The 22,448-nt window shown below is 67.9% G+C and carries 20 protein-coding genes; 4 read left to right on the top strand and 16 right to left on the bottom strand.

Going from position 1 to position 22,448, the window contains the following annotated elements; genetic code table 11:
• Positions 1-166: 166 nt before the first annotated feature.
• From ABAZ39_RS25640 to ABAZ39_RS25590, 12 genes are all read right to left on the bottom strand, one after another.
• Positions 167-1,096 carry a YsnF/AvaK domain-containing protein gene (locus tag ABAZ39_RS25640; protein ID WP_040136842.1) on the bottom strand — a complete coding sequence of 310 codons (930 nt, stop codon included), beginning with the start codon at positions 1,094-1,096 and terminating at the stop codon, positions 167-169.
• Positions 1,097-1,100: 4 nt separating this feature from the next.
• A complete protein-coding gene (locus ABAZ39_RS25635; RefSeq protein ID WP_051658538.1) occupies positions 1,101-1,517 on the bottom strand; it encodes a YsnF/AvaK domain-containing protein in 417 nt (138 codons plus the stop codon).
• Positions 1,518-1,525: 8 nt separating this feature from the next.
• Positions 1,526-1,654, bottom strand: coding sequence for a hypothetical protein (locus tag ABAZ39_RS37425; protein WP_257722226.1), 129 nt, complete (start codon positions 1,652-1,654; stop codon positions 1,526-1,528).
• 368 nt (positions 1,655-2,022) lie between these two features.
• Positions 2,023-3,981 (bottom strand): hybrid sensor histidine kinase/response regulator, encoded by a 1,959-nt coding sequence (locus ABAZ39_RS25630; RefSeq protein ID WP_040136840.1) that lies wholly within the window; start codon positions 3,979-3,981, stop codon positions 2,023-2,025.
• 588 nt (positions 3,982-4,569) lie between these two features.
• A complete protein-coding gene (locus ABAZ39_RS25625; RefSeq protein WP_040136838.1) occupies positions 4,570-5,733 on the bottom strand; it encodes an iron-containing alcohol dehydrogenase in 1,164 nt (387 codons plus the stop codon).
• 27 nt (positions 5,734-5,760) lie between these two features.
• Complete coding sequence (locus ABAZ39_RS25620) at positions 5,761-7,221, bottom strand: aldehyde dehydrogenase family protein (protein ID WP_040136836.1); 1,461 nt, start codon at positions 7,219-7,221, stop codon at positions 5,761-5,763.
• A 69-nt stretch (positions 7,222-7,290) separates the two neighbouring features.
• Positions 7,291-8,016 (bottom strand): ABC transporter ATP-binding protein, encoded by a 726-nt coding sequence (locus tag ABAZ39_RS25615; RefSeq protein WP_040136835.1) that lies wholly within the window; start codon positions 8,014-8,016, stop codon positions 7,291-7,293.
• Positions 8,010-9,815: a branched-chain amino acid ABC transporter ATP-binding protein/permease gene (locus ABAZ39_RS25610; protein ID WP_144243630.1), complete on the bottom strand. Its 1,806-nt coding sequence runs from the start codon at positions 9,813-9,815 to the stop codon at positions 8,010-8,012. Before ABAZ39_RS25610 ends, ABAZ39_RS25615 begins: the two co-directional genes overlap by 7 nt.
• The gene (locus tag ABAZ39_RS25605) at positions 9,812-10,708 is read right to left on the bottom strand and encodes a branched-chain amino acid ABC transporter permease (protein WP_040136833.1); all 897 of its coding nucleotides are present in this window, start codon (positions 10,706-10,708) and stop codon (positions 9,812-9,814) included. Before ABAZ39_RS25605 ends, ABAZ39_RS25610 begins: the two co-directional genes overlap by 4 nt.
• 33 nt (positions 10,709-10,741) lie before the next feature.
• Positions 10,742-11,989: an ABC transporter substrate-binding protein gene (locus tag ABAZ39_RS25600; RefSeq protein WP_051658536.1), complete on the bottom strand. Its 1,248-nt coding sequence runs from the start codon at positions 11,987-11,989 to the stop codon at positions 10,742-10,744.
• On the bottom strand, positions 11,986-12,333 hold the full coding sequence (locus tag ABAZ39_RS25595) for an AtuA-related protein (protein WP_040136831.1): 348 nt from the start codon (positions 12,331-12,333) through the stop codon (positions 11,986-11,988). Before ABAZ39_RS25595 ends, ABAZ39_RS25600 begins: the two co-directional genes overlap by 4 nt.
• Positions 12,334-12,336: 3 nt before the next feature.
• Positions 12,337-13,671, bottom strand: a complete 1,335-nt coding sequence (locus tag ABAZ39_RS25590) for an acyclic terpene utilization AtuA family protein (RefSeq protein ID WP_040136830.1) — start codon at positions 13,669-13,671, stop codon at positions 12,337-12,339.
• A gap of 239 nt (positions 13,672-13,910) precedes the next feature.
• Here ABAZ39_RS25590 and ABAZ39_RS25585 point away from each other — a divergent pair, with 239 nt between their 5' ends.
• Positions 13,911-14,825 (top strand): LysR family transcriptional regulator, encoded by a 915-nt coding sequence (locus tag ABAZ39_RS25585; RefSeq protein ID WP_040136828.1) that lies wholly within the window; start codon positions 13,911-13,913, stop codon positions 14,823-14,825.
• Positions 14,826-15,117: 292 nt separating this feature from the next.
• Here ABAZ39_RS25585 and ABAZ39_RS25580 read toward each other — a convergent pair whose 3' ends face one another.
• Genes ABAZ39_RS25580 through ABAZ39_RS25565 form a run of 4 tightly spaced genes read right to left on the bottom strand, consistent with a single transcriptional unit; the run spans position 15,118 to position 19,157 of the window.
• Positions 15,118-16,620 carry a tripartite tricarboxylate transporter permease gene (locus ABAZ39_RS25580; protein ID WP_040136826.1) on the bottom strand — a complete coding sequence of 501 codons (1,503 nt, stop codon included), beginning with the start codon at positions 16,618-16,620 and terminating at the stop codon, positions 15,118-15,120.
• The gene (locus ABAZ39_RS25575; protein WP_040136824.1) at positions 16,614-17,099 is read right to left on the bottom strand and encodes a tripartite tricarboxylate transporter TctB family protein; all 486 of its coding nucleotides are present in this window, start codon (positions 17,097-17,099) and stop codon (positions 16,614-16,616) included. Before ABAZ39_RS25575 ends, ABAZ39_RS25580 begins: the two co-directional genes overlap by 7 nt.
• A gap of 55 nt (positions 17,100-17,154) precedes the next feature.
• Positions 17,155-18,117: a tripartite tricarboxylate transporter substrate binding protein gene (locus ABAZ39_RS25570; RefSeq protein ID WP_081863324.1), complete on the bottom strand. Its 963-nt coding sequence runs from the start codon at positions 18,115-18,117 to the stop codon at positions 17,155-17,157.
• Positions 18,118-18,167: 50 nt separating this feature from the next.
• The gene (locus ABAZ39_RS25565) at positions 18,168-19,157 is read right to left on the bottom strand and encodes a Bug family tripartite tricarboxylate transporter substrate binding protein (RefSeq protein WP_051658534.1); all 990 of its coding nucleotides are present in this window, start codon (positions 19,155-19,157) and stop codon (positions 18,168-18,170) included.
• A 192-nt stretch (positions 19,158-19,349) separates the two neighbouring features.
• On the opposite strand from ABAZ39_RS25565, the gene ABAZ39_RS25560 reads away from it, so the two are divergent.
• The 3 genes from ABAZ39_RS25560 to ABAZ39_RS25550 all read left to right on the top strand — a co-directional run bounded on the left by ABAZ39_RS25560 (position 19,350) and on the right by ABAZ39_RS25550 (position 22,447).
• A complete protein-coding gene (locus ABAZ39_RS25560) occupies positions 19,350-20,264 on the top strand; it encodes a dihydrodipicolinate synthase family protein (protein WP_040136820.1) in 915 nt (304 codons plus the stop codon).
• A gap of 231 nt (positions 20,265-20,495) precedes the next feature.
• Complete coding sequence (locus ABAZ39_RS25555) at positions 20,496-21,302, top strand: IclR family transcriptional regulator (RefSeq protein ID WP_040136818.1); 807 nt, start codon at positions 20,496-20,498, stop codon at positions 21,300-21,302.
• A 146-nt stretch (positions 21,303-21,448) separates the two neighbouring features.
• Positions 21,449-22,447, top strand: a complete 999-nt coding sequence (locus ABAZ39_RS25550; RefSeq protein WP_040136816.1) for a dihydroxyacetone kinase subunit DhaK — start codon at positions 21,449-21,451, stop codon at positions 22,445-22,447.
• Position 22,448: the final 1 nt, after the last annotated feature.

The raw sequence follows: 22,448 nt of genomic DNA, 5'->3' as shown, positions 1-22,448 counted from the left end.
AACGGGAACGGTTGGCTCTTAACAGCCGGACGCCCATTCATTCCCAACGGAGCGGACAAATTCGTTGGACGCTCCGTACGCGCTGCGTCCCTGTGGTCGGTCCGTGTGCGGAACAAGGGGCGGCGACGGTCGCCCCTTGATCTTTGTGAGGTGGCTACTGTGAGCGTTACCGCTCGATGTCGTCCCGGCGCCCGGTGTTTTCCACCCCAGTGCGCGACGGTCCGGTTCGGCCGTCCTCAACCTCAACCTCGGTGCGGCGAACCGTATCCGACACGGTCTGGGCGCGTTCCTCGACATCCTTGCGGATGACCACCTCTTCCTTGACCACCGCGCGCTTCTGGACCACCGCCTCTTCGTCGGTTTCGCTCACTTCGATGGTGCGTTCACGGAACGCGTCGGCCGGAACGTCTCCAACCTCGCGCATGATGGGACGGCGTTCAACCGAGACCGTCTCGTCGCGCAGACGAACCTGCTCCTCGACCGGTGTTTCGATCACATAGGTGCGCACGCGCACGACCCCGCGCTCCACGGCGCGCTTGCCGATGGACAACTCCTCTTCGGTGACCGGAACCACCTCTTCGCGACCGCTGCCAACCCCGGTGTTCATCGTGGCATCCGCCGTGGTGTCGGTCGTGTTCACGTTGCGGAATGCTTCGGCCGCGTTGCCGAGCTGGGCATTGCTTCCCGCCCCGCCAACTGCATAGCGTGCCCGCTCCTCGGCGGCCGACGCTTCGTCATATGGCGCGGCCGTCTCGTCGTAACCCGTCCATCCGCTCGAGCGGTACGCCTCGCCCCGGTGTTCGATATCGACAACGGTGCCGCGCTCCAGAACCACGATGGCCCGATCCACGTCCTCATCGTCCAACCGCAGCTTCAGAAGCGTGCCGCCACGCCGCATCCCCTCGGCATAGACGTGAGCATCGGTGTCCGGGACGTTCCAATTGCTCAGGCGGGACAGGAAGCCACCGCCGCCACCGGCGTCGCTGTGCGAGACGATCTCACCGACGCTGCGGTCGAAGCCTTCGGCTTCGAGATCCCGCAGGGCCGCTTCGGCGTCGGCGCGCGTATCGTAAAGGGCAATGATGGTCTTGTTCATGAGCCTAGTCCTCGTTGGGTTGGTCGGTCCTGGCATCCCGCACCCCAGGTTCGTCAATGAATTCGACGATGGCTTCTTCCGAACGGAGAGTGACCGGCTGCTCGGCTTGGACGGTGCTCGTGGTCTTGCGCAGATGGATCTCTTCCCGCAAAACCAGCCGACGTTCGACCACCAGCATCTCCTCGACCACCGGGATGATGGTTGTGGTGCCATCCTGGCGGATGTCCGGATGGGCATCGATGGCACGGTTCACCGGGACTCGAACGATCTCGACATCCTCGCGCTTCAGCGCCTGCCGGACGAGTTCCTCATGCTCGGTGACCTTGGTGGTCACCCGCACACGACCGCGCTCGACCTGGCGTTTGCCAACCGAGGCGGTTTCCTCATGAAGCGGAACGACCTCTTCGCGGTCGCTGGCCATGACGCACCCTAGCGCAAGAAAAAGTACAGGAGGATCGCGATCACGATCAGCCCGACGATGATCCACGTCCAATTGAGACCACCTGCGCTTGCAGCTTCATAAACACCGAACTTTTTGGGACCTTGATCGTTCGCCATGACGTCATCTCCGGCTGGGCCACTGGGGTCTTAACAGCAGCTCCTCTTCACCGTTCCGGTAAAGAAAGGAGAGATGAAAACAGGGCATTGTCTTTTGGCCTGGATGGGCTGGGAGCCCAGCCGTTGTGGCGCTCCGGCCGGCGCAACGATGTGCAAAGACCAGATAAAAAAAGGCCCGACTGCACGTCCGGCATCGTTGGTGGAAGAGGTCGGGATTTCCCCGTTTTCCGCCATTGCGAAAACGCTGCGACAGAGCCGACAGCACTGAAGCGGACGGCATCGGTCCCCTGGTGAACCAGCCCGACTTCACCTGCGGCCTGCTGGAACAGGATACCGCCTAACCAGGGATGAGGGAGGCCAAAGAATTTTCAGCCGGTGCGCAGCATTGCATTCACCTGGGCGAGGAACTGGTCAATGGCAATGGGCTTGCTCAAAAGTCGTGTGTGTGGCGCCAGCAGTTCCTTGTCCAGCACGGCATTGCAGGTGTAGCCGGTCAAAAATATGATTTTCAGGTCCGGCCGCAATGACCGGGCTGTTTCCGCAACCCGTTGTCCGGTGATTCCTGGCAAGCCGACATCCGTTACCAGAAGGTCGATCCCCACCGGGGAGTTGAGGATGGCCAAGGCTTCGTTTCCATCCTCGGCCTCCCAGACCGTCGCCCCCTGCTCCCGGAGCGCTTCCACAAGCAGCATGCGGACAATCGGTTCGTCCTCCACCACCAGCACGGTTCCCGGCGCCGGCTGCTGCGGCTGATCGGGGGCCTTCACAGGGGCGGATGCGAGAGTTTCCGCTTCGTGAGAGCGAGGCAGGTACAGTTTCACGGAGGTTCCATGTCCCACTTCGCTGTCGATCCGGACATACCCACCCGACTGACGGGCAAAGCCATAGATCTGGCTCAACCCCAGCCCTGTTCCCTGACCAAGCGGCTTCGTCGTGAAGAATGGTTCGAAGGCACGGTCGAGAACGTCCGGCGGCATACCGGTGCCGGTGTCGGCCACCTCAAGCAGTGTGTAGTCGCCGGGCCGCACTCCGGTCTCCGAAGCCGCCGCGGTTGCATCCAGATGGATGTTGACGCCCTGGATGATGAGTTGTCCGCCATGGGGCATTGCATCGCGGGCGTTGATGGCCAGGTTCAGCAGCGCAGCCTCGACCTGATTGGCGTCCGCCCAGATTGGCCACAACTCGGGAGCCAGCCGCGTCTCGACCCGGATCGCCTCGCCGACCGAACGTTCGATCAGGTCCCGCAGTCCAGCCACGAGCGTCTTGAGGTCGGTGCGCTCGGGTTGAAGCGGTTGTCGGCGGGAAAAGGCGAGCAGCCTTTGTGTCAGAGTCTTCGCCCGATCAACCGAGGTTCTGGCGGCGGTCACATACGCCTCGATGTCGCCATGCCCCGTCATGAGCCGCCGTTCGATGACCTCCAGACTGCCGCCAATGGCCTGAAGCAAATTGTTGAAGTCGTGCGCGATGCCGCCGGTCAGCTGGCCCACGGCTTCCATCTTCTGCGCCTGGAAGAGTGCCGCGCGGGTTTCTTCCAACGCTTCCTGCGCCAGCTTGCGTTCGGTGATGTCGCGGGTGACTTTGGCAAAACCGACGAGGCGCCCGTTGTCATCCCGGATCGCGTCAATGACGACGCTGGCCCAGAAGCGGGTGCCATCCTTACGGAGCCGCCAGCCTTCGGTTTCGAATTTTCCGGTTTGCTCAGCGGTGCGCAACCCTTGCAGCGGGATACCGGCGGCACGATCCTCAGCGGTGTAGAAGCGGGAAAAATGCTCTCCGATGATCTCCTCGGCAGCGTAGCCCTTCATTCGTTGGGCACCGGAATTCCAGTTCGTGACATGCCCGGTCGCATCGAGCATGAAGATCGCGTAGTCGACCACTCCCTGGACGAGCAGGCGAAAGCGTGCCTCGCTCTGTTGCAGAGCCTCCTGCGCCTGCTTGCGCTCGGTGACGTCGCGCGTGATCTTGGCAAAGCCAATCAGCTTCCCGGCGTCGTCACGGATGGGATCAATGATGACATGGGCCCAAAAGCGCGTGCCGTCCTTGCGGACCCGCCAACCTTCCGCCTCGAATTTTCCTTCGATCGAGGCGATGGAGAGCGCCCGCTGCGGCACTCCGGCACGCTGATCGTCATCGGTGTAAAAGCGCGAGAAATGCTGGCCGATGATTTCCGCGGCTGTGTACCCCTTGAACCGCTGGACACCCGGATTCCAGCTGGTCACGATCCCTTGCGGGTCGAGCATGTAGATGGCGTAATCGTGCACGCTGTTGACGAGCAGTTCGAATCGCCGCTCGCCCGACAGCGGCTCCCCGCCAACGCCGGTCGGCAACTCACTCTCCACCAAGACTCTCCGCAGCACGTCGAACGATGATGGCTACATTATCGCTGTTGCCGACGTCACTCAACGACACCGCATTTTGGGAAACCCAGGGTTGCTCGCACCTCGTACCAAGCCGGCAAGAGCGCACACCGCCTGGGCATCGACCGACCTGTAGCGCCGGGTGCAATCAGCCCACCCGCTCCGGCTTGGCGATGACGGCGATGCGGATGACGGCCAGATTGCCACGCTGATCGAGGGCTGCACAGTGCGTACGAAACGGAACAGGACGACCGGAGGAAAGTGAACCGCCTGTACGGCGGCATGAGCAGGGGAACGGGGCGAGCGGCCGAGAAGCTTCTCGCGCCCTTGTCGCATCCGTAACGGCCCGTGCCGTTTCCCCTCAACCAAGAGGGGAAACGGCACGCCGGGAACGAGGACTGCGATGAGGAAGGGGAAAGACGTGCTTCGGCTCCGATACGGTCTCGCCATGAGCCACAACCAGATCCGGCGCAGCTCTCGGCAACGGTGAGTGAACCTCCGCAGCCGGCCACCGCATCGGCAAGGACGGGCTCGCGGCGGCGGCCCGCCCGCTTCGGATCAGAAGGCCGCGCGGAACAGCTCCTGGAAATTCGCCTCGCTGGTGTGGCGCGGATTCCAGCGGTTGTAATCGGCCGCATAGCTGCGCCGGGCCATTTCGTCCAGCCGATCCTCGGTCACGCCCACATCGCGCAGGCGCGGCGGGATGCCGAGGTCGGCGCACAGCGTCCGCAGGCCGTCCACGGCGGTCTCCGCGGCTTGGTCCAGGGGCAGGCCGGCGGTGTCCACCCCCAGGATTTCGGCGATCCGGGCCATGCGCTCCGGCTTGGCCGGCACGTTGAAGGCCGCCGCGTAGGGCAGGCAGACCGCGTTGGCCAGGCCGTGCGGAACGGGGAACAGGGCGCCGACCGACATCGCCATGCAATGCACGTTGCCGAGCCCGGTGACGCCGAAGGACATCGCCGCCAGCGCCGACCCGCACAGCATGTCCAGCGCCGCCGGAACGTTGGTCCGGTCGGCGACGAAGGGGCGGATGCTGCCGGCGATCAGCGTCATCGCGTGCAGGTTCACAGCGTCGGAAAAGACCGTCGCCCGCTTGGACAGGTAGGATTCGAAGGCGTGCACGAAGGCGTCGACCCCGGCGTGCGCGGCGACATGGGCCGGCATCGAGCCGACCGCGAGGGGATCGAGGATGGCGACCTGCGCCGGGCTGAAGGCCGCGTGGCGGATGGCCATCTTGGTCTTGCGGGCGGTGTCGGTGATGACGCAGGCCCCCGACACCTCCGACCCGGTGCCGGCGGTCGTGGGCACGGCGATCAATGGCAGCGGACGGATCGCGAACTTTTCGATCCCCTCATAATCGGCGATCCGGCCGCCGTTGGTCATCAGGATGCTCACCGCCTTCGCCACGTCGATGGTGCTTCCCCCGCCGATGGCGAGAAGCGCCTGGGCGTCCTGCTCCCGGCAGCGTTCGAAGGCGGCCTGCACCGTCCGGTCGCCCGGTTCCGGCTCGATGCCGGTGAAGACGGACAGGGCGACGCCGCTGCCGGTCAGAAGCGCCTCGATCCGGCGGAAGATGACGCTGTCGGCCAGGGCCGGGTCCAGCAGGACGAACAGGCGCACGGCGTTCCATTCGCGCAGGACGTCGGGAAGCTGCTCGTGCGCCCCGACGCCGAAGAGGATCTTCGTCGGGCAGGAGAAGGAGGAAACGGGGAAGGCGGACATGGCGGGGGCCTCGTGGTGCGGAAGGGCTCAGGAGCGGCGGGGCAGGGCGATGCGGGTGCAGATGTTCTTCACCTGCGTGTAGGACAGCAGCGCGTCGAGGCCCTTCTCGCGCCCGAAGCCGGACTTGCGGTACCCGCCGAAGGGAAGCTCCACTCCGCCACCGGCGCCGTAGCAGTTGATGAAGATCTGCCCCGCCTTGACGGTGCGGGCCAGCCAGTTGGTCGCGCCGACGTCGCGGCCCCAGATGCCGGCGACCAGCCCGTAGTCGGTCGCGTTGGCGAGCGCCGCCGCCTCTTCGACCTCGTCGAAGGGGAGGATGGTCAGGACCGGGCCGAAGATTTCCTCCCGATGGACGCGCATCTCCGGGCGCGCGCCGTCCAGCAGCGTCGGCGACACGAAGTTTCCGTGGCTGAGGTCGGCGCCGGGCAGGGGCGTCCCGCCGGTGATGACCTCCGCCCCCTCGTCGCGGGCGATGGCGATGTAATCCAGCACCTTGCCTTGCTGGGCGCGGCTGACCAGCGGGCCGATGTCGGAGTTTTGCAGGCCGGGGCCGACCTTCAGGCCATGGCAGAGCGCCGCCAGCCGGTCGACCAGCTCGCGGTGCCGGGCGCGCTGCACCAGGACGCGCGACCCGGCCGAGCAGGTCTGGCCCGAGTTGGGAAAGGCCGCCTTCAGGAGCACCGGCAGCGCGTCGTCGAGGTCGGCGTCGGCCAGCACGATGTTCGGCGACTTGCCGCCCAGCTCCAGCAGCACCGGGACGATGTTGTCCGCCGCCGTGCGCATCACCTGGGCGCCGGTGGCGACCGATCCGGTGAAGACGACCAGATTGACGCCGGGGTGCGCGGCGAGGGCGTAACCCGCCTCCTGCCCCAGTCCCGGAACGACGTTCAGCACGCCGGGGGGCAGCCCCTCCTCGTGGCAGATGCGGGTCAGCTCCAGCACGCTGAGGCAGGCCAGCTCGGCGGGCTTCAGAACCACCGTGTTGCCGGTCGCCAGCGCCGGCGCCAAGCCGCGGGAGGCGATCTGCAACGGGTAGTTCCAGGGGACGATCTGCGCCGTCACGCCCAGCGGCTCGCGCACCGTGAAGTCGGCGTAGTCGGGGCCGAGCGGGATGGAGCTGCCCAGCACCTTGTCGGCGACGCCGGCGTAATACTCGAAGAAGCGTGCCGCGGCGACCGCGTCGGCCTGCGCCTGGGCCAGCGGCTTGCCGGTGTCCTGGCTTTCGAGGCGGGCGAGGCGGTCCTGCTCCTCCAGGATGCGGCGGGCGATGGCGTGAAGGACGCGGCCGCGCTGCACCGGAACGCAGTCGGCCCAGCCCGGCAGCGCCGTCTGCGCGGCCCGCACGGCCTCGTCGATGTCCGATGCGCCGCCGCGGGCGATGCGCGCGAGGACGGCGCCGTCGGCGGGATCGAGGATCTCCAGCGTCTCGCGCGAATGGGCCGGGCGCCATTGGCCGTCGATGAAGCAATCGTAGGAAGGCAGGGACATGGTGGGAATCCGAATTTGGAGTGTGACAGGGCCGCCGATCGGGCGGCCGATCAGGAAGGAAACCGCCGGTCAGGCGGCGTGATGGGCAAGGTCGCCGCCGAGATAGGCTTCGCGGATGCGGGGATCGCTGCGCAGCGCGGCGGCGGCGCCCTCCAGCACGATCGACCCGCCTTCCAGCACATAGGCGCGGTCGGCGATGGCCAGCGCCTGGTTGGCCATCTGCTCGACGAGCAGGATGGTCATGCCGTCCCGGCGCAGGCCGACGAGAGTCCGGAAGATGTCGGCGGTGATGATGGGCGCGAGCCCGAGCGAGGGTTCGTCGAGAATCAGCAGCTTGGGTTCCGTCATCAGGGCGCGGGCGATGGCGAGCATCTGCTGCTCGCCGCCGCTCAGCGTGCCGGCGATCTGGTCCCGCCGTTCCAACAGCCGGGGGAACAGCGCGTAGAAGCGGTCGATGTTGGCGGCGACCCGCTGCGGCCGGCCGCGCAGCAGATGCCCGCCGAGCAGCAGATTCTCGTGAACCGTCTGGTCGGTGAAGATCTGCCGCCCCTCCGGGGCCATGGCGACGCCCAGCGCAACGCGCTGCGGGGTGCTCAGCGTGTCGATCGGCCGGCCGTCGAAGGTCACCCGCCCGGTCGCCGGGACGAGGCCGGTGATGCCGCGCAGCAGGCTGCTCTTTCCGGCGCCGTTGGCGCCGATCAGAGCGACGATCTCGCCGGCCCCGACCCGGATGGACACCCCGCGCAAGGCGCGGATCGGCCCGTAGGAGACGCTCAGGTCGGCAACGGTCAGCATGGGCGCTCCTCCTTGTCCGGGTTGTCCTCGCGGCCCAGATAGGCCTCGATGACGCGGGGGTTGGTCTGGATGTCGCGGGGGGCGCCTTCGGCGATCACCACGCCCCGGTCGAGGACGACGATCTCGTCGGAGATCCTCATCACCAGGCCCATGTCGTGCTCCACCATCAGCACCGCGACGCCGAGCTGGCCGATGCGCTTGATGAGCTGCCCAAGCTCGGCGGTCTCCCGTGGGTTCAGGCCGGCGGCGGGTTCGTCCAGCAGCAGCAGGACCGGGTCTCCGGCCAGCGCGCGGGCCAGCTCGACGCGGCGTTGCAGGCCGTAGGGCAGGCTGCCGGCCAGCGCCCCGGCGTGCTCGCCCAGGCCGACGAAGTCCAGGACGGCCTTCGCCTTGGCGACGGCATCCTCCTCCCGCCCGGTCACGCCGATCCGTGCGTGGGCGCCGATCAGCACGTTGTCCAGCACCGTCATGGAGCCGAACAGACGCAGGTTCTGGAAGGTGCGGGCGATGCCGCGGGCGGCGCGGGCGTGGGCCGTGCCGCGGGTGATGTCCTGCCCGGCCAGACGGATGGTTCCGGAATCCGCGGAGATCACGCCGGTCAGGATGTTGATGAGGGTGCTCTTGCCGGCGCCGTTGGGACCGATCAGGGCGTGAATCCGGTGGGCGTGCAGCCGCAGCCCGACCTTGTCGGCGGTCACCACGCCGCCGAACGCCTTGCTGACGTCGGTCACCTCCAGCAGGGAACTGGCCAGCAGGGGGCCGGCGGACGGCTCCGCCCGGCCGCGCTCCATCGCGGTCAGCGGGGGAGTCTCCACCCCATCCAGGACGGCCATCCGGCGGGGCAGGACGCGCGCGATTGCGCCGGCGACGCCCGTCGGCATCAGGTAGAGCGCGAACAGCAGCATCGCCCCGTAGATGAAGTGCTGCACCGACGGCCATTGCGCCAGGAACACCTCGGTCAACGTGAGGATCGCCGCACCCGCGATGGGTCCGTAGATGTTGCCCGCCCCGCCCAGCAGCACCAGCAGAAGGATGAAGACCGACAGGTGGAAGGTCACGAAATCGGAATTGAAATACTGATTCTGCTGCGCCACCAGCGCGCCGCCCAGCCCGCACAGCGCGGCGGCCAGCACGAAGGCCAGCGTCTTGTAGCGGTAGACCGAGATGCCCGCGCACTCCGCGGCGATCTCGTCGCTTTGCAGCGCCAGCAGGGCACGGCCGAAACGCCCGTTCAGCAGATGCGACAGGGCGAGATGGACCGCCACGCCCAGCACGATGACCAGGACCACCCAGTGCTTGAGCGCGAAGGGCTCGTCGCCCAGCGCCAGCGGGGCGATGCCGTAGATGCCCTGGGCGCCGCCGAACAGGTCGGTCCATTCGGTCACCAGCTTCTCCACCACCAGCCCGAAGGCCAGCGTGACCAGGGCGAGGCTGGGTCCCTTCACCCGCAGCGACGGCAGGGCGATCAGCACGCCGACCGCGGCGGCCACCAGCGGGGCGGCGGCCAGCGCCAGTGCCGGCGGGACCTCCAGCCGGGTCGTCAGCAGGGCCACCGTGTAGGCCCCCGCCGCGAACAGCCCCGCCTGCCCGAGCGACTTCTGCCCGGCATAGCCGGCCAGCACGTTCATGCCGGAGGCGCAGATGTAGTAAACGCCGGCCATGAAGGCGACGTAGAGGTAGAAATCGTTGCTGAGCGTCAGGGCGAGCGCCACCAGCGCCGCGCCGATGCCCAGGGCCGGAGCCGCCCGCAGCAGGGCGAAGCGGCGGGCCGCCGGCCGGAGTACGGAGGCCTCCATCATACCTTTTCCACCAGCTTCCGGCTGAACAGGCCGTTGGGCGCCATGGCCAGCACCAGGATGACCAGGAGAAAGACCATGATTTCCCGCCATTGCGCGCTCCACAGGGCCGTGAAGGACTCCACCAGACCGATCAGCAGGCCGCCGGCCATGCATCCGCGCGGGTTGGTCAGGCCGCCGATGATCGCCGCGGAGAAGCCCTTCAGGGCGATGATGACCCCCATGAAGAGGGAGGCCGACAGGATCGGCGCGACCAGCACGCCGCTCAGCCCGGCCAGCGCTGAACTGGCGAGGAAGGCCATCGCCATGACGCGGGGCACGTCGATGCCCATCAGCGCCGCGGCGTCGCGGTTCAGCGCCACCGCCCTCATGCAGCGGCCAATGGCCGTGCGGCGCATGGCGACGTCGAACGCCCCCAGGATCGCGAAGGCGAGGACCAGCACCACCAGTTCCTGCGAGCGGAAGCCGGCCTCGCCGACGCGGAACACCTCGTCGCCGAAGGGGGCGGGCAGCATCCGCGCTCCCAGCCCCCACACCGACAGGGCGGCGCTTTGCAGGACGATGCCGAAGCCGATCGTGCTGACCACCCAGGACATGCCCGGCTTGCCGGCGAAGGGCCGGATCGCCGCCAGATACAGCGGCAGCCCCAGCACCCCCATCGCCAGCGCCGCGGCGACCGCCGCCAGCGCGTAGAGCCAGACATAGCCGACCGCGTCGGCGCCGAGCGCCGCGGTGAGCACCCCCACCGTTCCCAGCCCGACGAAGGCGCCGACCGACACGAAGTCGCCCTGCGCGAAGTTCAGCGTCCGCGTGGTGGTGTAGGTCAGGTTGAAGCCGAGGGCGATCAGGGCGTAGACGCTGCCCAGCGTCAGCCCGCCGATGATGGCTTGCAGCATGGGGTCACCCTCCGTGACGGTTGGCGGGCCGCGTCACTTCTTGAAGTCCGCCGGTTGCAGCCCGGCCAGCACCGGGTCGTTGAAATCGACGACCTTGCCGTCCTTCCAGCGCGACCAGTGATAATCCGCCGCCGTCAGCCCCTCGTGCTGGGTGGTGGAGAAGGGCTTGTCGTAGGTCTTGACCATGCCGGCGACCGGCTTGTTCAGAGACTCCAGCGCGGCGCGCACCGCCTCGCCCTTGGTGTCGCCGGCCTGCTCGGCCGCCGCGGCCCACAGCAGGACCGTGTCGTAGGCCTGCGACGCCGCCCAGAACATCGACGGGTTGGCCAGCTTCGGCCCGATCCGCGCGAACAGCGAGTCCGCCTCCGCCGACTTGCGCTCGCTGGAGGTGGTCAGGAAGACCGGCCATTCCATCAGCTTCGGCCCGGCGACCTCGGGAAAGCCGCTGAAGGACGCCGCCCAGGTGGTGAAGACCTTCGGGAAATAGTCCAGCTTCTCCATGCTGCGCACGAGATGCCCGAGCGGCGCCGCCTGCGCCCAGACAACCAGCGTGTCCGCACCCGCCGCCTTGGCCTTGGACAGCTGCGAGGTCATGTCGGTGTCGCGGGCGTCGAATTTCTCGATGGAGACCGGCTTCATGCCGTGCAGCGCCGCGATCTGCTCCAGATCCTTCAGCCCCGCCTGTCCGTAGCCGGTCGTCTCGACGAAGAAGCCGACCGCCTTCGCCTCGGGGTTCTTCTTCACGTAGGCCAGCAGGGCGGCGGCCTGCTCGCGGTCCACCATGGACACGCGGAACAGGTAGTTGCCGCTGGACGGCCCCTCGGTGATGGCCGTGCTCGACGCGCTGGAGACCAGCACCGGCATGCGCTTCTGGTTGGCGATGTGCTTCCAGGCCAAGGCGTTGCCGGAATTGGTCGGGCCGAAGACGACCGAGACCTTCTCGCGGTCGATCAGGTCGGTCATGTTCTGGATCGCCTTGGGCGGCTGGCCCAGGTCGTCGCGGACCAGGAATTCGAGGGGGCGGCCCAAAACGCCGCCGCGCTTGTTGATGTCCTCGACCGCGGCGCCGATGCCGAGCACGCCGATCTGCCCCGATTCCGCCGACGGCGAGCCGGAAATGTCGCCGTTGTAGGCGATCTTGATCGGATCGGCGGCCTGGGCCTGGACCGACGCGGTCATGAGGACGGCGGCGGCGGCTCCCAGGAGCGCCGTCAGGCGCGGGCGCGCGGGTGCCGTGCCGGTGGGCGCCGTATTCGTGGACGCTGTCTTCTTCTTGGTCATAGGCGTTCCCCTCCATATTGGTTGTTGTTCTGCCGGTTGCGGTTCGGCAGTTCGAGATCGAGCAGGGCGGAACTCAGCGCCTTGCCGTGGGCGTCCAGAGCGAGCGAGCGGGTGACCCCACCGCCAAGCGCCCCGGTCAGCACGAAGTTGAGCGCCCCCAGGGTCGGCAGCTCGTAGCGGGTCACCGTTCCGGTCACGATTCCCTGGAAATGCGTGGCGACGCTCTGGGCCGTCAGATGCTCCGCCAGGAACGGGTAGTCGGTCTCGTCCAGCGCGATGACCGAGATGTTGGAGATGTTGCCCTTGTCGCCGGAGCGGGCGTGCGCGATGTCCCGGAGTTTCATGGCTTACGCCTCCAGCAGGGTGACCGAGGTGCGCACGGCGCTCTCCGGCAGCAGAGCGGAGGCGACGGCGACGATCTCGCGCGCCGATTTCCAGGCTCCGCCGCCGCCCGCCGGGCCGTTGGTGTAGAGGGTTTCGACCTCGTTCCCGATCCGGGCGGCCTCTTCCAGCGTGGCCGTCCGCCCGGCCACCCGCAGGCGGACCTCGTAGGGCGTGTGGCCGCGCGACAACCGGTCGCCGTGCAGCGCGTCGAGGCCGATCAGGTCGAACCGCAGCTCGTCGGCCCGCACGCCGGTCAGGGCCAGCCGGTCGCGGACGATATCCAGTGCGAGCCGCCCGCGCTCGACCGCTCCCGGTCCGGCGTAGGAGATCTGCCCCTCGCCGATGCAACTGTCGATGTAGCCGATGGACAGCTTCAGAAGCCCGGTCCGCGCGGTGCCGCGCCCGCCATGGACGCGCACCCGGTCCGGCCCGTCGCCTTCGACGCGGGCGGCGGAGAAGTCGGCGACGACGTCCGGCTGGTAATAGCGGGCGGGATCATGGATTTCGTAGAGAAGCTGTTCCTTCACCGTCGCCGGCGTGACGCAGCCTCCGGTTCCCGGCAGCTTGGTCAGCGCGAGCGTGCCGTCCGCGTGGATCTCGCCGATGGGAAAGCCCAGTCGGGCCAGTTCCGGCACGTCCTTGACGCCAGGGTCCGCGAAATAGCCGCCGGTTACCTGCCCGGCGCACTCCAGCAGATGCCCGGCCATGGTTCCGCGCCCCAGCGCGTCCCAATCGTCCATCCGCCAGCCGAATTCATGGATCATCGGAGCGAGGAACAGCGCCGGGTCGGCGGCCCGTCCGGTGATGACCACGTCGGCCCCGGCGGCCAGCGCCTCGACGATGGGGGCGGCTCCGATGTAGGCGTTGGCCGAAATCACGCGGTCGCCGAGCCCGCGCAGGGTGCCGCCGTCCTCCAGGGCGACGTCAAACTCCCGCGCGACCGCCAGCACGTCGTCCCCGGTCACGGCGGCGATCCGCAGCCCGCCCAGCCCCAGGGAGCGGGCGACGGCCCGCGTCGCCTCGGCGGCGCCGAGCGGGTTGGCCGCTCCCATGTTGGTGATCAGCCGCACCCCGTTGCGCCGGCAGGCGCCGAGCACGGCGGACATGCGGACCGTCAGCAGCGGGTCGTAGCCCCCGGCGGGGTCGCGCTGCCGCGCCTGCTGGGCCAGGGCGATGGTCCGCTCGGCAAGGCATTCGAAGACGAGGTAGTCGAGGCCGCCCCGTTCGGCGAGATCGATGGCCGGTTCGATGCGGTCGCCGGAATAGCCGGCGCCGGACCCGATCCTGATGCGGTGCATCGACGGTCCTCAGCGCGGCGAAGGGACGGCGCGGGACGCGGCGGCGCCCATGGCGGCTCGGGCGCCGCCGGTGATCGAGGCTGGCATGGTCTCCCCCCTGCATTCTTGTTCGTTCCGGTTCGGCCGCTCCGGCGCGCCGCACCGGCGGGCGGCTGAATTCCGCTGTATGCAAACCATCCTTGCCGAGATTGTTCGCACGAACAATTGAATTGATTCAATGTCAGTAATAGAGTTGAGCTATGGATCTCAGCCTCCGCCAGATACGCGCCTTTCTCGCCGCCGCGCAGACCCGCAGCTTCACGCGGGCGGCGGAGTCGCTGCACGTCGCCCAGCCGACCCTGACGGTGCAGATCCGGCGGCTGGAGGAGGCCTTGGCGGTCAAGCTGTTCGACCGCAACACCCGCTCCGTCGAACTGACCCGCATCGGCAGCGAACTGCTGCCGGTGTTCCAGCGCATGGTCCATGACCTGGATGCCGTGGTGGTCGACACGCATGAGATCGCCGCGATGCGGCGCGGGGTGGTGCGCGTGGCGGCGCTGCCGACCATCGCGGCGGGCGTGCTGCCAGACGCCATCCAGTCCTTCCGTGACCTTCATCCCGGCGTGACCTTTGTTCTGAAGGACGTCATCGCCAGCCGCGTGCTGGGGCTCGTCCGGTCGGAGGAGGTGGATCTCGGGATCACGGGGGGCGAGGCGAGGGGACAGGACATCGACACGGTGCTGGAGGTGCGCGACCGGATGCACATCGTCTTCCCGCAGGGCCACGCCGTCGGCGATCTTCCGCGGGTCACCATCGAGACGCTGGCCGAGGTGCCGCTGGTGCTGATGGACCCGGCGACCAGCGTCCGCGAGATCGTCGACGAGGCGTTCCTGTCCGCCGGACGGATCGCCAAGCCGGTTTGCGAGGCGACCTACATGATGACGGCGATCGCCATGGTGCGGGCGGGGCTGGGCTTGACGATCCTGCCGGGCTCCGCGCGCGAGATCGCCGCGGAGCCGGCGCTGCGCTCGCGTCCCATCGATATGTTCGGCTTTTCCCGTCCCGTCAGGGTCATCCGCAAGACGGGGCGGTCCCTCCCGCCGCTGGCCGAAGCGTTCCTCGATCACCTCTGCTGTGTGCTGAACGATTGCAGGACGTTTCATCGGGAGGGGTGAACGGCGCTTACCCCCGGAGCATGGCTTCCGTCGGTCCGGAACCGGCGCGGCGCCGCGAGCGGCGGATGAGTTGCGATCAGGAGGGCATTGTCAACTCGCTGGCAGGCGGACGGAGCGAGTGCCCAATTCGCTCCGGGGACGGCTGATGGTCCACCTCGTCCTCGCCGCCGCCGATCGGCATCTCCCCCCGCAATCGTCATGGAACGGCCCTGTCAGGGGGCGTGAACCGCAGCGCGGAGAGCCCCTGGGAGCCCTCCGCGCGTGGTCACGATGAGGAGCCGCGGCGGATGCGTCACGTCAGGACGGGGCGCGCCCTGGCTGCGTCCACGAGCTTCAAGACGCCCGCCAGCGCCCAGGAGCCGAGGGTCACCACCGCGAGGGCGATGGCGAGCGGGCGGTCGAAGAACACGGACACCTCTCCGCCGCTCTTCAGCATGGACGTCATGAAGGTCTGCTCGATCACCGGCCCGAGAATCAGGCCGAGCACCGCCGGAGCCATGGGGATGTCGTTGGCTTCCATGAAATAGCCGAGCAAACCGACAATGGCGATGATCCCGACCGCGAACAGCGTGTTCTCGACCGAGAAGGCCCCGACGATGCAGAAGAGCAGGATGATCGGGGTCAGATAGGCCGTCGGGACCTTCAGGATCAGGCCGAAGGTGCGGATGCACAGGATGCCCAGCGGAATCATCAGGATGTTCGCGACGAAGAAGATCGCGAAGATCGAGTAGATCGCCGTCGGGTTGTTGAGGAAGATGGTCGGGCCGGGGTTGAGGCCCTTCAGGAACATGACGCTGATCACGATGGCGGTGATCGCGTCGCCTGGGATGCCGAACACGGTCGCCGGGATGTAGGCTCCCCCCAGGGCGGCGTTGTTCGCCGCGCCGGCGGAGACGAGGCGTTCGACCTTCTGGTCGAGGGCGTTCGGGTCCTTGCCCTTTTGCGACCGGCGGGTGACCGCGTAGGAGATCCATGCGGCGATGTCCGCGCCGGCCCCCGGCAGAGCGCCGACGAGCGTTCCCAGCGTGCTTCCGCGCAGGACCTCGCGGCGGTGTCGCCACATCAGGCGGCCCATGCCGGCGCTGACCGAGCCGACCGCCGGCTGCGCCCGCCGTTCGCCGGTTGCCGGAAGCGTCACGGTGCGCAGCAACTCGGAGACCGCGAACACGCCGATGAGCAGCGGAATCAGGCCGAGGCCGCCGAGCAGATTGGTGACGCCGAAGGTGAAGCGGGGGGTTCCGGAGACGGGGTCCATGCCGATGGTCGACAGCCCCAGCCCGAACAGCAGGGCCGCCACCCCCTTGAGAAGCGACGAGCCGCCGACGAACGTCGCGCAGCTGAGGCCCAGGACCGCGAGCCAGAAATATTCCACGCTGCTGAACTGAAGCGCCAGCTCGGCGAGGTTTGGAGCCGCCAGGGTCAGAACCACGGCGCTCAGCAGGCCCCCCAGAACCGAGGAGAACAGGCCGGCCCCGAGGGACAGCCCGGCCTTGCCTTCGCGCGTCAGGCTGTAGGCGTCGTCGGTGTAGGCCGCCGACGCCGGCGTGCCCGGCATGCGCATGAGCGCACCCGGAATGTCGCCGGCAAAGATGGCCATGGCGGAGGAGGTGATGATGGCCGCGATCGCCGGCACGGGTTCCATGAACATGACGACCGGCACCAGCAGGGCCGTGGCCATCAGCGCGGTAAGGCCGGGGATCGCGCCCAGCACCAGCCCGTAGATGGCCGAAGCGACGATCACCAGCAGCAGGTGGACGTCGAGCAGGACGCCGAGAACGTCCGTTAGGATCACCATAGCAGCCACCCCGAAATGTTCTGAAGCGGTCCCCATGGCAGGGGTACGTGGAGCACGGAGGCGAAGATCGCCGTCAGCACGACCGCGGTGACAGCTCCCGCCGGCACGCTGCGGCGCAGGGGCTCACCGGATACGGCCAGAACGAGGACCATCACCAGGACGGCGGTGAGCAGGAAGCCAGCCGCGTCGACGATCAGCACGTAGAGAGCGACCGCGGCGGGGATGGAGCAGAACCGCACCCAGCCCTGCCTGGTCCGCGACCATTCCGGCCGGTGCCAGAGGGGTTCGGTGCGCAAGGTGCGGAGGCCGAGCAGCGCGATGACCCCTCCGACGAGGATCAGCCCCGAGCCGATGAGCAGCGGGAAGAATCCAGGGCCGAACTTGAGGTGGCGCGGCGGCTTCAGGTCGGCCGCGTGCTCGATCATCAGGACGCCGATCACGATGAAGAACAGGCCGACGAGGACGTCTTGAACTTTCATGGCGGATAGCCTCCACCGTCAGAAGGAATGCATGGTTTGCCCGGCCTCCCGCCGATCACTTGCCGTAACCGAGGGCGTCCATGACGCGGGCGGTGTCCTTCTCGTGCCGCAGCATCAGTTCCTCAAGCTGCTTGCCGTTCAGGTACTTGACCCCGAAGTTCGCCTTCGCCATGGCTTCCTTGTACGCCGTGCTCTGCGTTGCCTTGGCGACCGCGGCGTCCAGCTTCGCGACCACATCGGCCGGCATTCCGGCCGGACCGCCGAGGGCCCGCCAGGTTCCGCCGTCGACGGCGGTGCCGATGGACTGCCTGGTGGTGGGCGCGTTGGGGAATCCAGGCACCGGCTCGGGGCTCAGAACGGCCAGGGGACGCACGCGGCCGGCCGACATCAGGGCGGACGCCTCGGGCAGGGAGGCGGTCTGGAAATCCACGCCGCCCGCCGCGAGTTCGATGAGGCCGGGGGCGGCGCCCTGGCCCGGCACCCATTTGATCGCGGCAACGTCGATCCCATAGTCGAGCATCATGCCGGCCACCGGGATGTCCCACACGCTGCCGCAACCGCCGCTGCAATGAACCTTGAAGGAGCCCGGGGCGGCCTTGACCGCCTCCAGGGCCGTCTTCAGGTCCTTGAAGCGGGAGCCGGAACCGACCAGAAGGGAGGAGGAATCGCCGTTGAAGTTGGCGATCGGCGTGAAGTCCCTGGCCGAGAAGTCGGCTTGTCCTGTCGCCTTGTACCCGGCGTACGGGAAGAGCAACCCGACGGTGTAGCCGTCGGGCGTGGCGTTCTTGATGGCGGTCAGGCCGACCACGCCGCCCCCCTGGCCCTGGTTGACGATGGTGATCGGCTGCCCAAGGATGTCCTTCAGTTCCCGCGCCAGGATGCGGGTCGTCGTGTCGCCGCCGCCGCCGGCCGCCGCCGGAACGATGATGGTGACCGGGCGCTCGGGGTATTCGGCCTGCGCCGTGCCGGCCAGTCCGGCGAAAGCCATCAGAACGGATGCAAGAACGCTGAAACGCATGGATTTTCCTCCCATTGCCGTCCGACGCGCGCACGCCATCGGATCGATATCTACTTGTTGTACCCGACGGCGTTGATCGCGCGTGCGGTCTCCTGCTCGTGCTGCTCCATGAAGGCCTTCAACTCGGTCTGTCCAAGCCAGGCCACCCCGAACCGGCGCGCCTTCATCTCGTGCTGGAAGCGGTCGCTGTCGAACGCCTCCTTCACCGCCGCTTCGATCCGCGCCACGAGCGCGGGGTCCATGCCGGGGGGACAGGCCAGACCGCGCCAGGTGCCGCCACTGTACGGCTTTCCGACCTGTTCGCCGACGGTGGCGACGTCCGGATAGCCCTCGACGCGCGTCTCGCTCATCACCGCGATGCTGCGGACCCGGCCCGCGTCGCGCAGCGCGTCAACCTCGGGAAGCGAGCACAGGACGACATCGACGCCGCCGGAGGCCAGTTCCTGCAGTCCGGCCGCCGACCCGGCGGCGGGAATCAGATGGAGCCGTTTGACATCGACGCCCTGGTCGAGAAGCAGGGAGATGAAGGGGATGTCCCAACTGGCGTTGCACGTGCCGCCGCACGAGATGCGGAGCGAGCCGGGGTCCGCCTTCAGCTTGGCCACGATGTCCGCGACGCTCTTCAGCGGGGAGTTCTGCGCAACGTGCACCGCCGCGGGATCGGCGTTGAACTGGGCGATCGGGGTGTAGCTTGCCGACGTGAAATCGGCCTGTCCCAGCAGCCTGTACTGGGCGAACGGGGCGATCTGGCCAAGCGTGTAGCCGTCGGGCTTGGCCGTCGTATAGGTCGTCATCCCGACGACGCCCGACGCCTGAGGCTGGTTCACGACGTTGAAGGGGCGGCCGAGCTTGGCTTCGAGTTCCCGGGCGAGCAGACGCAGCGTGTAGTCGCTGCCGCCCCCGGCCCCGGCAATGACGATCAGCGTCACCGGCCGCTCGGGCCATTCGGCAAAAGCCGGCGCGGCCCCCGCAAGACACGTCAGCATGGCAAGGGTGGCCGCCGTCCCGCGGCCGAGCCTGCCTGTGGCCAGTCCCATCATGAGCGTCTCCTCCAAGACATGCCGCAGGGCGGTTCGGTGCCCTGCCTTTTCTGCCGTATCCCACAATACGGGATGTTCGTCAAGCGAACATCTTGTGTCGTGGCAGATTAAACAAGCTTGTTCCGCGTTGACAGGCGATGGGTGCTGAAGGTAAATACCGCATTGTGGGATAAGCAAAGAGGAAACGTCCAAATGTCAACTTCGCTGAGCGGCATCATCCCCCCCCTGGTCACACCGTTCACGGCCGATGGGGAGATCGATGAGGCGGCGTTCCGCGCCCAGGTCCGGTTCATGCTGCAAAAGGGCGTCCACGGCGTCTGCGTCGGAGGAAGCACCGGCGAGGGGCACACCCTCTCGACCGAGGAACTGACGCGTCTCGTCGCCATTTCCTGCGAGGAGGTCGACGGCGCCGTCCCCGTCGTGGCGGGCATCATCGTCAACAGCACCCGCGACGCCATCGCCAAGGCCAGGGCCATGGCCCACCTGCCGGTGGCGGCCTTGCAGGTGACGCCCGTCCACTACGTCTTCAAACCCGACGAGGACGCGACGCTGGCGCATTTCCGCACGCTCGCGGGCGAGACGCAGGTGCCGATCGTCATCTACAACGTGGTGCCGTGGAACTACCTGTCGCCGTCGCTGCTGGTCCGCATCATGAAGGAGATCGACAGCGTCATCGGCGTCAAGCAGAGCGCGGGCGACCTCAAGCTGATGGCCGATCTGCTGAACGAGCAGGTGCCGGGCAAGCTCGTCTTCACGGCGGTCGACGCGCTTCTCTACCCGTCCTTTGCTCTGGGGGCCCACGGCACGATCGCGGCGAACCCGGCCGCGGTGCCCGGCGTGACCGTCGCGCTGTGGAACGCCGTGCAGGCCGGCGACCATCCGCGCGCGCTGGAAATCCACCGGAGCCTGCTGACCTTCTGGAACACGATCAACGGCGACAACCTGCCTGGGTGCGTCAAGCATTCGCTCAGCCGGCAGGGGTGCGAGGTCGGCGTCCCGCGCCAGCCGATGCCCGCCGCCACAGAGGCGCAGAAGGCGCGCATCGATGCCGCCCTGCGCGAGGTGCTTCGTTACGAGGCCTCGCCGACAACGGTCGCGGCGGAATAGCGGCGTCAGCCGAAGCCACGGGATGCCGGCCACCCTCGCAGGCGCGCTTGCGGGGGTGGCATCCCCAGGGAGGGACGCCAGGGAGGGACGATGAGCGCGTCGACACGACTTGACCCCGGAGGGCCGGTTGGCCGATCTTTGCTCCGCCCTGCGCCTGAAGCAGGCGGAACGGGGCTCGACGACCAAGCCCGATACGCCTGTCCGGCAGGGGAGCAGAAGGAACAGGCATTCTTGAAGACGAACAACATCAAGTCAGCTGGAAAGATGCTCAGCGTCCTTGAATGTTTTTCCACCGTCGACCGCAGGCTGTCGCTTGCCGACGTGGCGCGCCGGACCAAGCTTCCGCGCAGCACGGCACACCGCCTCATCCTTACGCTCAAAGAAATCGGGTTTCTGGAACAGGACCACAGCCGCGACGAGTACCGGCTCGGCATCAAGCTCTTCGAGCTGGGATCGATCGTTCTGGCCAACATGGACGTGCACCGCGTGGCGAAGCCGTACGTGGATGCGCTCAGCACCCTGTCGCGGGAGACCGTCCACCTGTGCGTCTTCGACGGCATGAAGATGGTCTTCATCGAGCGGGGCGCAGGGGGCCGATCCGGCCCGAACAACGCGACGACCACGATGGAGGCGTCGCCCTGCCATTGCACCGGTGTCGGCAAGGCGACCCTGGCCTTCCAATCGGACCTGGTCATCGACCGCGTCCTTGGGATGGGGCTCCCGGCCTACACACGCAACACCCTCACCGACCCCGACCGGCTGAGGGAGGACTTGGCATCGATCCGCCAGCGCGGATACGCCATCGACGACGGTGAGATCGACATCGGCGTGCGCTGCGTCGCCGCGCCGATCCGCAACACCAGCGGGCATGTCTTCGCCGCGGTGAGCGTGAGCGGCCCCGCCACGCGCATGACGCACGAACGGGTGCAGAGCCTCGCCCCGGTCGTCATGAGCCACGCGGAGTCGATTTCGCTCCAGCTGGGCTACAGCAACGGTGACGGCGCCGCGGCGCCCGCACCCAACGCACCCATCACGTAACGGGCGGGGCCGGCCCTCGGCGTCCGGCCCCAAGCCCCACAAGCCTGCATCCGACCATCGAACCCTTCCAGTGACCGACGCGCCGGAGCGCTGCGGGCGGAGGGCTGCCATGGCGCGCGGACGCGGCGCAACGGGAGGAATCCATCGTGAAGAAGCTGATCAACGATCCCGCGCACTATGTGGACGAGATGCTCGACGGGCTGTGCGCCGCCCACCCGTCGCTCATGCGCGATGGACCGGCGGGGCGGGTGATCCGCCGCGCCGAAGGCGCCCGGGCGGGCAAGGTCGGCATCGTGACCGGCGGCGGATCCGGACACCTGCCCCTGTTCACCGGCTATGTCGGTCCGGGCCTCGTCGACGCCTGCTCGGTCGGCAACGTCTTCGAAGGCCCCACCGTGGATTCCTGCATGGCCGCGATCAAGGCGGCGGATGGGGGGCGCGGTGTCCTGCGCCTGTACGGGAACTACGGTGGTGACCGCATGAACTTCGACATGGCGGGGGAGTTCCTGGAGGACGAGGGGCTGGAATTGAGCACGGTGCTCGGCACCGACGACATCGCCAGCGCCGCCCCCGCAGAACGGAGCAAGAGGCGCGGCGTCGCCGGCATCGTCTACGCCTACAAGATCGCCGGTGCCCGTGCCGACGAGGGCGCCTCGCTGGCCGAGGTGACCGCGGCGGCGGCGAAGGCCGTGGAGCGGACGCGGACCATCGGCTGCGCCCTCTCGTCCTGCCAGATCCCCGGTGCGGCGGAACCGTCGTTCCGCATCGCCCCAAGCGAAATGGAAATGGGCATCGGCATCCACGGCGAGCCCGGCATCTGGCGCGACACGCTTAAGCCCGCGGACGCCGTCGCGGACGAGATGGTCGACCGTCTCCTGGCGGAACGGCCCGAGGGACGTGGAAACCGCGTGTCGGTCCTGGTCAACAGCCTCGGCGCCACCCCCCTGGAAGAGCTTTTCATCCTGTACCGGCGCGTCGCGGAACGGCTGGACAAGGCTGGGCTGGTGGTCGTCCAGCCGCTGGTCGGGCCATACGTGACCTCGATGGAAATGGCCGGCGTGTCGCTCAGCCTTTGCTTCCTCGACGACGAGCTGGAACGGCTTCTCGCCGCTCCGGCGTCCTGCCCCTTCTGGAAGGTTGGTTGAC

This window comes from Azospirillum argentinense (genome assembly GCF_000632475.1).
Taxonomy (GTDB): Bacteria; Pseudomonadota; Alphaproteobacteria; order Azospirillales; family Azospirillaceae; genus Azospirillum; species Azospirillum baldaniorum.
The sequence above is the reverse complement of the archived record's forward strand: the minus strand, read 5'-3'. Positions and strand labels throughout refer to the sequence as shown.